13 protein-coding genes are annotated in these 12,894 nt (G+C 74.4%); 8 read left to right on the top strand and 5 right to left on the bottom strand.

Annotated features, from left to right (window positions below; all coding sequences use genetic code 11):
* Positions 1–14 precede the first annotated feature (14 nt).
* Positions 15–1,094, bottom strand: coding sequence for an NAD-dependent epimerase/dehydratase family protein (locus tag AB0E62_RS28420; RefSeq protein ID WP_362199758.1), 1,080 nt, complete (start codon positions 1,092–1,094; stop codon positions 15–17).
* Positions 1,095–1,424: 330 nt separating this feature from the next.
* Between AB0E62_RS28420 and AB0E62_RS28415 the strand changes: the two genes are divergently transcribed.
* Both AB0E62_RS28415 and AB0E62_RS28410 read left to right on the top strand, forming a co-directional pair.
* Positions 1,425–2,318 carry a polysaccharide pyruvyl transferase family protein gene (locus tag AB0E62_RS28415; protein ID WP_362199756.1) on the top strand — a complete coding sequence of 298 codons (894 nt, stop codon included), beginning with the start codon at positions 1,425–1,427 and terminating at the stop codon, positions 2,316–2,318.
* Positions 2,319–2,420: 102 nt separating this feature from the next.
* Entirely contained in the window at positions 2,421–2,984 is a 564-nt protein-coding gene (locus AB0E62_RS28410; protein WP_362199754.1) for a hemerythrin domain-containing protein, read from the top strand.
* 251 nt (positions 2,985–3,235) lie between these two features.
* Here AB0E62_RS28410 and AB0E62_RS28405 read toward each other — a convergent pair whose 3' ends face one another.
* A complete protein-coding gene (locus AB0E62_RS28405) occupies positions 3,236–3,580 on the bottom strand; it encodes a DUF3040 domain-containing protein (protein WP_362199751.1) in 345 nt (114 codons plus the stop codon).
* Between the two features lie 397 nt (positions 3,581–3,977).
* On the opposite strand from AB0E62_RS28405, the gene dhaK reads away from it, so the two are divergent.
* The 4 genes from dhaK to AB0E62_RS28385 all read left to right on the top strand — a co-directional run bounded on the left by dhaK (position 3,978) and on the right by AB0E62_RS28385 (position 6,892).
* Complete coding sequence (gene dhaK, locus AB0E62_RS28400) at positions 3,978–4,970, top strand: dihydroxyacetone kinase subunit DhaK (protein WP_362199748.1); 993 nt, start codon at positions 3,978–3,980, stop codon at positions 4,968–4,970.
* Between the two features lie 68 nt (positions 4,971–5,038).
* The gene (gene dhaL, locus AB0E62_RS28395; protein ID WP_362199745.1) at positions 5,039–5,647 is read left to right on the top strand and encodes a dihydroxyacetone kinase subunit DhaL; all 609 of its coding nucleotides are present in this window, start codon (positions 5,039–5,041) and stop codon (positions 5,645–5,647) included.
* Positions 5,640–6,050: a PTS fructose transporter subunit IIA gene (locus AB0E62_RS28390; RefSeq protein WP_362199742.1), complete on the top strand. Its 411-nt coding sequence runs from the start codon at positions 5,640–5,642 to the stop codon at positions 6,048–6,050. Before dhaL ends, AB0E62_RS28390 begins: the two co-directional genes overlap by 8 nt.
* A gap of 503 nt (positions 6,051–6,553) precedes the next feature.
* Positions 6,554–6,892 (top strand): hypothetical protein, encoded by a 339-nt coding sequence (locus AB0E62_RS28385; protein WP_362199740.1) that lies wholly within the window; start codon positions 6,554–6,556, stop codon positions 6,890–6,892.
* A 264-nt stretch (positions 6,893–7,156) separates the two neighbouring features.
* On the opposite strand, the gene AB0E62_RS28380 is transcribed toward AB0E62_RS28385, so the two are convergent.
* A complete protein-coding gene (locus AB0E62_RS28380) occupies positions 7,157–7,993 on the bottom strand; it encodes a glycoside hydrolase family 75 protein (protein ID WP_362199737.1) in 837 nt (278 codons plus the stop codon).
* Positions 7,994–8,444: 451 nt separating this feature from the next.
* Between AB0E62_RS28380 and AB0E62_RS28375 the strand changes: the two genes are divergently transcribed.
* Complete coding sequence (locus AB0E62_RS28375; protein ID WP_362199734.1) at positions 8,445–9,416, top strand: fibronectin type III domain-containing protein; 972 nt, start codon at positions 8,445–8,447, stop codon at positions 9,414–9,416.
* A 242-nt stretch (positions 9,417–9,658) separates the two neighbouring features.
* Complete coding sequence (locus AB0E62_RS28370; protein WP_362199731.1) at positions 9,659–10,252, top strand: hypothetical protein; 594 nt, start codon at positions 9,659–9,661, stop codon at positions 10,250–10,252.
* A 7-nt stretch (positions 10,253–10,259) separates the two neighbouring features.
* Here the strand turns inward: AB0E62_RS28370 and AB0E62_RS28365 are convergent, their stop codons facing one another.
* A complete protein-coding gene (locus tag AB0E62_RS28365) occupies positions 10,260–10,805 on the bottom strand; it encodes a PadR family transcriptional regulator (RefSeq protein ID WP_362199728.1) in 546 nt (181 codons plus the stop codon).
* A 31-nt stretch (positions 10,806–10,836) separates the two neighbouring features.
* Entirely contained in the window at positions 10,837–12,852 is a 2,016-nt protein-coding gene (locus tag AB0E62_RS28360) for an NADPH-dependent 2,4-dienoyl-CoA reductase (protein WP_362199725.1), read from the bottom strand.
* Between the last annotated feature and the right edge of the window lie 42 nt (positions 12,853–12,894).

Below are 12,894 nucleotides of genomic sequence, written 5' to 3'. Positions count from 1 at the left end.
GGAGGGGCGGGGGGTCAGGACTGCGGGGCCGGGTCCTGCGCGCGCGACACCGGTTCCGGGGGCAGGGCGGCTTCCGGGGGGAGGACGGCTCCCGGGGAGGGAGCGGCTTCCGGGGGGAGGGCGGCTTCCCGGGGCAGGGCGGCGAAGTAGGCGATGGTCTGCTTCAGGCCCTCCTCCCAGGGGACCTGCGGGGACCAGCCGAGCAGTTCGCGCGCGAGGGTGGTGTCGGGGCGGCGCCGGCCGGGATCGTCCACGGGCCGGTCGACGAAGGCGATCGGGGAGCGGGAGCCGGTGAGGGCGACCACCCGGCGGGCCAGGTCGGCGACGGTGATCTCGTCGCTGCCGCCGATGTTCACCGGCCGTACGGACCTGCTCGCGGCCACCCGCAGGATGCCGTCCACGGTGTCGTCGACGTAGCACAGGGAGCGGGTCTGGCTGCCGTCGCCGGTCACGGTGACCGGCTCGCCGGCCAGGGCCTGGCAGATGAAGGTGGGCACGGCCCGGCCGTCGTGGGCGCGCATCCGCGGGCCGTAGGTGTTGAACAGCCGTACGATGCCGGCGTCGGTGCCCCGGGTGCCGGCGTGCGCGGTGACCAGGGCCTCGGCGAACCGTTTGGACTCGTCGTAGACGCTGCGCGGCCCGACGGGGTTGACGTTGCCCCAGTAGCCCTCGTGCTGGGGGTGCACCTGGGGGTCGCCGTACACCTCGGAGGTGGAGGCGAGCAGGAAGCGGGCGCCGTCGCGTTCGGCGACGGCCAGCGCGTTGCGGGTGCCGGTGCTGCCCACGTCCAGGGTCTCCAGGGGCATGCGCAGGTAGTCGGCGGGCGAGGCGGGGCAGGCGAAGTGCAGGACCAGGTCGTAGGGGCCGTCCAGCAGCCGGGGGCACTCGGCGGCGCAGACGTCGCCGTGCACGTACCGGAAGCCGGGCCGGCCCTCCAGGTGCGCGATGTTCTCGCGCCGCCCGCAGGCCAGGTTGTCGGCGCAGTCGACTTCGACCCCTGAATCCAGCAGCCGCTCGCACAGGTGGGAGCCGAGGAAGCCGGCGCCCCCGGTCACGAGGGCGCGCCGCCAGGAGAACGGTGTGGCACCAGTCATGGGGGCTTCTCCTTCGTCGTCCTTCGTCCGCGTCGTCCGCGTCGCGACAGGGCGCCGGGGGACGCGCCGTCGCGGGTACGGCCCGGGCGGAGTACGGGGGTTCGGCACGTGCCGCGTCACCGGGGCCGGCGTCACCGGCCCGTCGGGAAGGAAGAGGACAGGGCCCGGGCCCCGGGAACGTCCGGGGCCGCCCTGCTCGGCCGCCGCTTGCTGGACGGCACTGGCAGCTGAGTTCCCCTGCCAGTTGGATTCACGCGTTGGACTCTTATTCTCCGGACTCAGGGGTACTCGCGCGACTCAGGCGCCTCTGTTACCACGGTGGAGACCTCCATGCACGACGACGTCCCGGCAGCCGTGCTGCGCACCCTGTGCGGCTCCCGCCGGCCTCCGAAGAAGCTGCTGCTCACCGGCTGGTTCAGCTTCCGGGACGGGGAGGCGACGGCCGGGGACGTGCTCGCCCAGCGGCACATGTCGGCGGCGCTGACCGGGGCGGGCATCCCCCACGACACGGCGTGGAGCCCCGGATTCCGGCCCGGTGCGCTGTCCCTGGAGACGGCCGACCCGGGCGCCTACGACACGCTGCTGTTCGTGTGCGGGCCGGTGTACGGCCCTCAAGTCGCCGCCCTGCATGCACGGTTCAGGTCCTGCACACGACTGGCGGCCGGGGTCTCGGTGGTCGACCCCGCGGACCCCGCGGCCACCGGCTTCCATACGCTCGTCGCCCGGGACGGCACCGCGGCCCCGGCCCGGCGGGACCTCGCGGCCGACGCCCCGGTGGGCCCGCTGCCGCCGGTCGCGGCGGTGGTGCTCTCGGCGGGCCAGGGCGAGTACGGCGTGCGACGGCGGCACGCGGAGGTCAACGACACGCTCACCGGCTGGCTGGCCGGCAAGGACTGCGCGCGGGTGCCGGCCGAGACCCGGCTGGCCGTCGACGACTGGCGGCTGTGCGCCACCGCCGAGCAGTTCCTCGCCCTCGTCGCCCGGTGCGACCTGGTCGTCACCACCCGGCTGCACGGTCTGGTGCTCGCGCTGCGCGCCGGCACCCCGGTGATCGCGGTCGACCCGGTGGCGGGCGGTGCCAAGGTCACCGCGCAGGCGCGCGCCGCGGGCTGGCCGGCGCTGGTGGCGGCGGACGCGCTCTCCCCCTCGGTGCTGGACCACTGGTGGGCGTGGGCGCTGTCCGGCGCGGGCCGGACGGCCGCCGCCCGTCACTCGATGCGCTGACGGCGCGTGGCGGTCCGTGTGACGGGCGGTACCCGGGGCACTCGGCGCGGCAACGGCACGGCCCTTCCCGGGCCGCCGCGTCTCACGCAGGAGGTAACGACCATGGGTCACGGCGGAAACGTCATCCAGGAGCTGACCACCGACCACCGTGAGGTGGAGGAGATCTTCGGCCGTATCGAGGCGCTGCCGCCCGGCTCGCCGGAACGCAAGAACCTCTGCGACCAGGCCACGATGGAGCTGGTCAGGCACTCGGTCGCCGAGGAGGCCTACCTCTACCCGGCGGTGCGCGAGCACGTCGAGGGCGGTGACCGGCTGGCGGACAAGGAACTCGAGGACCACGCCGAGGCCGAGCAGATCATGAAGGACCTGGAGGGCTGCCAGGCGGACGATCCGCGGTTCGACACGCTGATGACGCGGTTGATGAGCGAGATCCGGTCCCATGTGGCCGACGAGGAGGAGAACCTGTTCCCGCGGCTGGCGGCGGCCTGTCCGCCGGACGCGCTGATGAAGCTGGGCGACAAGGTCCGCCGGGCCAAGCAGATGGCGCCGACCCGCCCGCACCCCTCGGCCCCGGACACTCCCCCGGCCAACAAGCTGCTGGCACCGGGAGCGGGCCTGGTGGACCGGCTGCGGGACGCGCTGTCGGGGCGGGGGAAGGAGAGCTGACCCCGCCCGGGGCGGGTCCGCCCCGACGCGGCCGAGTCGTTTCCGCGCCGCCCGGCCTCCGTGGCCCGGCGGCGCCGGTCGTACGCAGGGGGTGAACGCGCCGTACGGAGGGGATGACCGCGTCAGGAGGGGGCTGGGGCACCCATGTGGGCGTGAGCCATGTGCTCCGGAGCCACGGACGGCCACCGAGTCATGGGATCGAGACCCACGTCAGATCCGCGTCAGATCCTCGTCCGTCAGATCCCTGCCCGTCAGACCCACGGCGTGGGCCGGGTGCGGCGGTGGGTCCGGCGGGGCCGGGAGCGGGTGGTCCGGCACAGCAGCCGGAACGCCTGGACGAGGGTGAGGGGCCACAGCAGCGCGAAGCACCACAGCAGCGCGGGGTCCGAGGTGCGGATGCCCATGACGGCGACGAACACCGACGCGACCCCCAGCAGCAGCACCGCCACCGGCAGCCAGGGCCCTTCCCCCGCCTCGCCCATACGGCGCGCGAACCGCCGGTCCTGTCTGAGGCCCGCCTCGATCCGCGCCAGTGCCAGCCGCTCGCGCGCTGACAGTCGTACCCCGTCGTGCTCCCACATCTTCCACTCGTCCACGGCGACGGCACCTCCTCGGTCGGCGGCCTGCGGGGCTGCGTGCCCCGAGTTCCCCGGACGCCACGGCCGATGCGGCGCCGAAGAGGCCGGCGGCCGGGGAATCCGTACGGCCGTCGCCGATCACTTCGACGCCCCTTCTCCGCGGCCGAGGTACCGGGCCCGCCACGGCAGTTGACTCCGGTAGGGGGTCGGCGCGGTCGTGGTGTCCCGGTAGAGTGCTGTTCCCCTTGGTGGACAGTCCGCTACGGACCGTAAAGCCGGGCGGCCACACGTGACCTCCGCTGCCGCAGGGCAGATACTGCCCATAGACGGGACGAACGGCTGTCTCCACCGGGTGACCGTCGGCACCTGACGCCCCGTCACGGCAGTCGAGGGCCAGGTTCACGAGGAGACACCCATGAGGATGCTGATCAACGTACCGGAGACCGTCGTGGCGGACGCGTTGCGCGGTCTGGCCGCCGCGCACCCGGAGCTGAACGTGGACGTGGAGAGGCGGGTGATCGTCCGCCGGGACGCCCCCGTGGCCGGGCAGGTCGCGCTCGTGTCGGGCGGCGGCTCCGGGCACGAGCCGCTGCACGGCGGCTTCGTCGGCCCGGGCATGCTCTCCGCCGCGTGCCCCGGCGCCATTTTCACGTCGCCGGTGCCCGACCAGATGGCGCGCGCCGCGGCGGCCGTGGACAGCGGCGCGGGCGTCCTGTTCGTCGTGAAGAACTACACCGGTGACGTGCTGAACTTCGACATGGCGGCCGAACTGGCCGAGGACGAGGGCATTCAGGTCGCCAAGGTGCTCGTCGACGACGACGTGGCGGTCAGCGACAGCCTCTACACGGCCGGCCGGCGGGGTACGGGCGCGACGCTGTTCGTGGAGAAGATCGCGGGTGCCGCCGCGGCCGAGGGGCAGCCGCTGGAGCGCGTGGAGTCCATCGGCCGCCGGGTCAACGCGGGCTCCCGCAGCTTCGGGGTGGCCCTCAGCGCCTGCACGACCCCGGCGAAGGGCAGCCCGACGTTCGATCTGCCGGACGGGGAACTGGAGTTGGGCATCGGCATCCACGGCGAGCCGGGCCGGGAGCGGCGGCCGATGATGACCTCCGGGGAGATCGCCGACTACGCGGTCGACGTCATCCTGGAGGATTTGCCGCCGCGCGGTCCCGTCCTGGTGCTGGTCAACGGCATGGGCGCGACGCCGCTGCTGGAGCTGTACGGGTTCAACGCCGAGGTGCAGCGGGTGTTGCGGGAACGCGGTGTCGCCGTGGCCCGCACCCTCGTCGGCAACTATGTCACCTCCCTGGACATGGCGGGCGCCTCGGTGACGCTGTGTCAGGTGGACGAGGAGTTGTTGCGGCTGTGGGACGCACCGGTGAAGACCCCGGCCCTGCGCTGGGGCATGTGAGCGCGCGGCCCCGACCGCACCACCACCCCGGCCGCATGGTCAACGGCCCTGTCACACAAGGAGTTCCAGTGCTCGACGCCGATTTCTTCCGCCGTTGGATGACGACGGCGGCCGCGTCCGTCGGCCGCGAGGCCGACCGGCTCACCGACCTCGACTCGGCCATCGGGGACGCCGACCACGGCAGCAACCTGCGACGCGGGTTCACGGCCGTGGCGACGGCCCTGGAGAAGGAGACCCCGGACACCCCCGGTGGTGTCCTCATACTCGCCGGACGGCAGCTGATCTCGACGGTCGGCGGTGCGTCCGGGCCGTTGTACGGCACCCTGCTGCGCCGGACGGGCAAGGCGCTCGGCGATGCTCCCGAGGTCGGCGAGGAGAAACTGGCCGCGGCGCTGCGCGAGGGCGTGGAAGCGGTGAAGACGCTCGGCGGGGCGGCGCCCGGCGACAAGACCATGATCGACGCCCTGGTGCCGGCCGTGGACGCGCTCGGCACGGGGTTCGCCGCCGCGCGGACCGCCGCGGAGGAGGGCGCGGCGGCCACCATACCGCTGCAGGCGCGCAAAGGCCGGGCGAGTTATCTGGGCGAGCGCAGCATCGGCCACCAGGACCCGGGGGCGACCTCGTCGGCGCTGCTGATCGCCGCGCTGGCCGAGACGGCGGAGGCGGACGGTGAGTGAGGACAGGCCGGTCGGGATCGTACTGGTGTCCCACAGCGCCCAGGTGGCCGCGTCCGTCGCCGAACTGGCGAAGGGCCTGGCGGGCGGGGCGGCCGGGGTGCCGGTGGCCCCGGCGGGCGGCACCGAGGGCGGCGGGCTCGGCACCAGCGCCGAGCTGATCTCCGCCGCGGCGGCGTCGGTGGACCGGGGGGCCGGGGTGGCGGTGCTGACCGACCTGGGCAGCGCGGTGCTCACGGTGAAGGCGCTGCTCGCGGAGGGTGACGAACTGCCGGATGACACCCGCCTGGTGGACGCGCCGTTCGTCGAGGGCGCGGTCGCCGCGGTGGTCACCGCCGCTGCGGGCGCCGACCTGGACGCGGTGGAGGCCGCGGCGGCGGAGGCGTACGGCTACCGGAAGGTGTGAGGGCGCCCGGAAGGGCGGCGGGGCCCGGTCGGCAGGCGCACGTCCTCCCAGCACTGCGCCGGATGATCCGCGTCCGTCCACCCGCCGGCGGCTCGCCTCCCGGCGTGACCGGCTGGGTCCGCCGGCCGAACCCGGACCACCACCGGTCCGGCTCGGCCGACGCCGCGACCGCCGGGCCGGGGCCGGTTCGTCCACCCGCGCCGTCACGACCGCGTCCCTGGGACCCTCCGGGCTCACGGCTGTCGCCCCCGGGGCGCCCCTTCCCGCCGGGCACCGGTGTCATCCACTACGGCGACACCGGCCACTCCTTCGGCCGGCCGTGCGCGGTGCCCTCCGGCCGCACAGACACCCGGGAACACCCTGTACCGTCTTCCACGCCAAGACCGACCGACGACACCACGACCGGTTCCACGGAGGTTCCTGTCATGCGACCGGATGATCCCGCCCGATGGACGGCAGCAGTGGGATCGGCTCTCACCAGGGCCGGCGCCGATCCGGACTCCGTGACCGCCGGGACGACGGAGGCCGGCGGCTGGTCCATCGACTGGGAGGGGCAGTGCGGGGGAATCCCTGTGTGGTTCACCCTGTACGGCCACCGCGCGGTATCCACAGCCGAAGTACGCGTCAATGACTGGGTCTTCAGCCCCGTGCGTCTCGATCAGGCGGAAGATCTGCTGGTGAAGGCCCTCACCGGTGATGCCACGCTTCGGCGCGGCATGGCGGGGCTCGCTCCTTGGCGCCTGGAAGTCATCGTGGGCGAAGAAGTCATCACCGACAACGACCGGGAAGGCAGCGGCAGGCCCGACAGCGAGTGGGAACTCAGGCTGCTGCACCCGCGTTGACAGCCACACAGCAAGTCGGCGTGGGAGGAGGAGGTCCGGTCGGCGCGGTGGTCAAAACTGCCTAGCCGCCCACGCTGCCGGGAAGGCCGGCGTCGTGAGTGTCGGCCACGAGCTCGGTACCTGTCTTCTCCCGGCGTCACCATGGCGCCAGACCTGAGGGCCCCGGCGCGGGACGGTTATCGGACGAGGCCACTGGGATCCCGGGGTGGACCTCACGCACGGCTGGATCGCCGGGGGAACGGGAGGCCGAGGCGGCCGGGGCGGTCAGGGGTGGGTGAGGAAGCGCCGGGCCAGTCGTTCGCCCTCCGCCATCGCCGCCGCCCGGTCCTCCACGGCAGGGATCCGGGAGTCGCGGAAGACGATGTAGGTCACGCCGGAGGACGCCCCGCCGGTGCGCGGGTCGGGCGGGATGCCGAGGGCGCGTGCCGTGGCGTAGGACGCCTCGCCGATGAGGTCGCGCGGCCCGGTGTCGCCGACGACGGCGTACCGCACCCGGTCCCGGTAGACGACGGCGGCGACCGAGCCACCGCGCACGCCCGAGGCGCGGTGGTCCCAGCGGCGGCTGGGGGCCGGGACGACGATGTAGGGCAGGGTCTCGGCGTTCAGCCGGCGGCCGTCGGACCCCAGCACCGCGGTGGCGGCGGCGAACACCGGGTCGGTGCGGCGGTTGCAGTGGGCGGTGGGCCGGCCGTCGCAGTCGACGTCCAGGTCGGCCTTCCAGAACACGGCGTCCCGGGTGCCGCAGACGGGAACGGTGGCCGGGCGGCCCGCGTCGGTGCGGTACCGGCCCCGGGAGACACGGGTGCACGTGCCGGCCCGGGCGAGGAGGCGGGCGGCGGTGACCGCGTCCTCGGCACGGCCCGCCCTCCCGTCACGGGCCGCCCTCCCCGTCGCGCGCCCGTCACGGACCGCGCCCCCGCTCCGGGTCCCGCCGTCACGACGGGCCGCGCCTGTTCCGGGCGCCGCCGCCCCGTCACGGACCGCGCTCTCCTCCCGGGCGGCGGGCGGGACGGCGGGCGGGACGGCGGTGGCCGGCGCGGGCAGTGCCGGAGCGATCAGGGCGGCGCCGGCCGCGGCCAGCGTCAGCGACGGGACACGCACGATGGGAGACCCTCTCGTCGGGGACAAGGCGAACGTCCGGCCCGCTGTCCGGGGCTGGACGCCGACCCCACTGTGATGTGATCTTGGGCCCTCGGCCACGGGGTGCGCCGTGAAGAGGCCGGATGGAGCACGCTGCCGACACCCGGTAAGGGGACGGGCGGGCGGCGGGAGCCGGGGCGCCGGAGAGGACAACAGGGGGCCGGGGATCCGGACCGGGTACCGTCCCGGATCCCCGGCCACCCGCGCCGGCGCGGGATCGGCGACGACAGCGTGTCCGCGCCACCTGCGTGAACTTCCCTTTTCACGGGGGCAGTTCAGCCGTAGGGAGCTTCAGCATACGTAACCGCGGGGGGTGGTCACCAACGCGGCCCCCTTGCTGCGGTCACACCGGCCGGGCCAGTATTGGTCCGGACCATTCCTGATGCCGAGGCCGTCCGGGGAGGGCAGTGCCGTGCGACGCGTTCCCTTTCCGCTTGCGGTGGTCTGCGGGTCCGTGCTGCTGGTCGCGTCGTGCGGCTGGAACGGGGCGGACGAGGGTGACGGCCGGATGCCGGGCGTTCCCGTGGGGGTCACCGCCGCGGCGGGCAGCGCCACGAGCGTGCACGTGATGTGGAACGCGGCTCCCGCCGGTGCCGGGGTCCGCACCTACGAGGTATATCGGGACACCACAAAGGTGGCCGAAGTACCGGGTGCACAGCACATGGTGGACGTCACCAGGCTCAGGCCGTCCACCCTGTACGCCTTCACCGTGCGTGCCCGGGACGACGGAGGCCGGCTGGGTCCGCCGAGCCGGGCGGTCCAGGCCCGTACGCCGGCCGCGACGGCGGCGGACCGCTCGGCCCCGACGCGGCCGGGGACGGCCACCGGGCGGGCCGTGGGCAGCCGGGCCGTCCAGCTGTCCTGGGGTGCCTCCCGGGACGACCGGGGCGTGTCGTCGTACGACGTCTACCAGGGCGGTGTGAAGATCCACAGTGTCGGCGGGAACCAGACCGCCACCGTCGTCACGGGATTGCGCCCCGGCACCCGTTACGTCTTCACGGTGCGCGCCCGGGACGCGGCCGACAACCTCTCCCCCGCCGGCCCGCCGGTCCGCCTGGCGACGCCGGGCCACGACGACGGCCGGGCCACCGCGCCCACCGGGTTCACCGCCGGCACCCACCGCGCCGACGGCGCCTATTACATCGACCTCGCCTGGGACCCGCCGCGCGCGGACGGTGTGATCACCGAGTACCAGATCGGGCTGGACGGCGCCGCGGCCACCTCGCTGGTCTGGGGCGGCACCCCGCCGCGCGGCCGGGCCCGCCACAGCTTCTACGCGGGCACCGCCGCCGGGGAGGAACACCGGGTACGGCTGCGGGCCCGGCTGCCCGACGGCACCTGGGGCGGCTGGTCGGCGGAGCGGACGGTGACCACGGGCGGCTGACGGGCCGCCACCGGCCGCGATAGCCGCCGGACCACGGGAAGGCGAGGCAGCCGCCATGACTCCCCCGCGACCCGGGCACCCGTCACCCGGCCCCCGCACACGCGCCGCCGTCACCTGATCGGGCCGCTCCGGGTGCGGCCGTGTCCGGTGGGGCGTTGGCTGCGGTTGAGGCAGCACGGGCGCTTCCCGACCCCCGGCGGCGCATGGGACGTACCGCCGACCGTGCCGCCGGAGGCCCGTCCATGGACATCTCGCGACTCCTGCTCCGCTCCGGCCCGACCCTGGCGGCCGCCGCCGTCCTCCCGGCCGCGCTCGCCGGGCCGACCGCCGCGGTGTCGGGCATCTCGGTCAGCACCGTCGGCTCCACGGTCTCGGTGGTCACGAGCGCGTGCACCCAGGTCAACGGCAGTTGGGGCACCGCGGCCCTGCTCACCGGCCGCCAGGCCACCTTCTCCCAGGGCCGGCAGGTGGCCCTGTCCGGCACCTCGGTCAGCCAGTCCGCGGCCTGGACGGGGGTGAGCCCGGGGACGTACACCGTGGTCGTGCTCTGCGCCGCCGGCACCACCGCGGGCAGCCAGTCGGTGATCGTCTCCGGCGCGGCCGTGCCCACCAGGCCCGCCCCGGCCCTGCCGACCAGACCCGCCCCCGTCCCGGCCCGGCCGACGGTCTCGGCGACCACCGGCCCGGCCCCGACCCGGGGAGTGATGGGCGGCCTCGGCGGCGCCGCCCGCGACTACGGCACGCTGACCCTCGGCGTCGGCGCGGCCCTGGTCGGCACCGGGGTCGTCGCCACCGGCTGGGTCCTGCGCCGCCGCTCCCGGCCGTACCGGCTCTGAGGGCCCTTCAGTCGGTGTCCGGCAGTTCGGCGAACTCGGCCAGGGCGTGGCCGAGCCACTGGGTCCAGAAGGTCTCCAGGTCGATCCCGGCCCGCAGGACCAGATGGCGCAGCCGGTCCTGCGGGGCGTCCCGGTCCGGCGGGAAGTCACGCTCCTCGATCTCCCGGTACTCGGCCAACTGCCGCCGGTGGAGCTCCAGGTGGCGGCGCAGATCCGCCTCGAGGCCCGCGGTGCCGACCACGGCCGCCGCGCGCAGCCGCAGCAGCAGCACGTCCCGCTGCGGCTTGGGGTCCTGCGCGGCGGCGGTCCAACGGGCCAGCTCGGCCCGGCCCGCGGGCAGCACCTCGTAGCTCTTCTTCTGCCCGCGGGCCGGCTGCTCGGCCGGCAGCGCGCGGATGAGCCCCTCGGCCTCCAGTTTCCCCAGCTCGCGATAGATCTGCTGGTGCGTCGAGGACCAGAAGTAGCCGATCGACTTGTCGAACCGGCGGGTCAGTTCCAGTCCCGACGACGGCTTTTCCAGCAGGGCGGTGAGGATCGCGTGCGGGAGTGACATGGGCTCATCCTAGGGAGGTGCGCCCCGGCCCCTACAGGGCCGCCGCCAGCTCCGTGCCCTGCTTGATCGCCCGCTTGGCGTCCAGTTCGGCGGCCACGTCGGCGCCGCCGATCAGGTGCGCGCTGCGACCGGCGGCGACCAGCGCCTCGTACAGGTCGCGGCGCGGCTCCTGGCCGGTGCACAGCACGACCGTGTCGACCTCCAGGACCGTGCTCTCCCCGTCGACGGTGAGGTGCAGGCCGGCGTCGTCGATCCGGTCGTAGCGCACTCCCGGCACCATGGTCACGCCCCGGTGCTTCAGCTCGGTGCGGTGGATCCAGCCGGTGGTCTTGCCGAGGCCGGCGCCGACCTTGCTGGTCTTGCGCTGGAGCAGGTGCACCTGGCGGGGCGGGGCGGGCCGCTCGGGGGCGGCGAGGCCGCCGGGCGCCCGGTAGCCGGTGTCGACGCCCCAGTGCCGGAAGTAGGTCTCGGGGTCCTCGCTCGCCTTGTCGCCGCCGTCGGTGAGGTACTCGGCGACGTCGAAGCCGATGCCGCCGGCGCCGAGGACGGCGACGCGGTCGCCGACGGGGGCGTTGTCGCGGAGCACGTCGAGGTAGCCGAGGACGCGGGGGTGGTCGACGCCGGGGATGTCCGGGGTGCGCGGGGTGACGCCGGTGGCGACGACGACCTCGTCGAAGCCGTCCAGGTCGGCGGCCTCCACCCAGGTGTCCAGGCGGACGTCGACGCCGTGCGCGTCGAGCTGGTGGCGGAAGTAGCGCAGCGTCTCGTCGAACTCCTGCTTGCCGGGCACCTTGCGGGCGATGTTGAGCTGGCCGCCGATCTCGCTCGCCGCGTCGAACAGGGTGACCGCGTGGCCGCGTCCGGCGGCGGAGACGGCGCAGGCGAGACCGGCCGGGCCGGCGCCGACCACGGCGACGCGCTTCTTCAGCCGGGTCGGCGCGAGGACCAGCTCGGTCTCGTGGCAGGCGCGCGGGTTGACCAGGCAGGAGGTGATCTGCCCGCTGAAGGTGTGGTCGAGGCAGGCCTGGTTGCAGCCGATGCAGGTGTTGATGGCCTCCGGGGTGCCGGCGGCGGCCTTGGCGACGAAGTCGGGGTCGGCGAGCATCGGGCGGGCCATGGAGACCATGTCCGCGCAGCCGTCGGCCAGCAGCTGCTCGGCCAGTTCGGGGGTGTTGATGCGGTTGGTGGTCACCAGGGGCACGGAGACCTCGCCCATGAGCTTCTTGGTGACCCAGGTGTAGGCGCCGCGCGGCACGGAGGTGGCGATGGTGGGGATGCGGGCCTCGTGCCAGCCGATGCCGGTGTTGATGATCGTCGCCCCGGCGGCCTCGACGGCCTTGCCGAGGGCGATCACCTCCTCCAGGGAGGAGCCGCCCGGGACGAGGTCCAGCATGGACAGCCGGTAGATGACGATGAAGTCCTCGCCGACGGCCTCGCGGACCCGCTTGACGATCTCGACGGGGAAGCGCGTCCGGTTCTCGTAGGAGCCGCCCCAGCGGTCGGTGCGCCGGTTGGTGGGCGCGGCGATGAACTCGTTGATCAGGTAGCCCTCGGAGCCCATGATCTCGACGCCGTCGTAACCGGCCCGCCGGGCGAGGCGGGCGGCGCGGGCGTAGTCGTCGATGGTGCGCTCCACGTCGGCGTCGGTCAGCTCGCGCGGCACGTAGGGGCTGATCGGGGCCTGGAGGGGGCTGGGCGCGACGAGGTCGCGGTGGTAGGCGTACCGGCCGAAGTGCAGGATCTGCATCGCGATCCGGCCGCCCTCGCGGTGCACGGCCGCGGTGACCGCCCTGTGGCGCTCGGCCTCCTCCTCGGTGGTGAGCTTGGCCCCGCCCTCGTACGGCCGTCCCTCCTCGTTGGGGGCGATGCCGCCGGTGACGATGAGTCCGACGCCGCCGCGCGCGCGGGCCGCGTAGAAGGCCGCCATCCGCTCGAAGCCGCGTTCGGCCTCCTCCAGGCCGACGTGCATGGAACCCATGAGCACGCGGTTGGGCAGGGTGGTGAAGCCCAGGTCGAGCGGGCTCATCAGGTGCGGGTAACGGCTCATCGGGCCCTCCGTACGCGGTGTCGTCGCCTCTTGTTGTAGAGG

It is taken from the genome of Streptomyces sp. NPDC038707 (genome assembly GCF_040636485.1).
Taxonomy (GTDB): Bacteria; Actinomycetota; Actinomycetes; order Streptomycetales; family Streptomycetaceae; genus Streptomyces.
The sequence above is the reverse complement of the archived record's forward strand: the minus strand, read 5'-3'. Positions and strand labels throughout refer to the sequence as shown.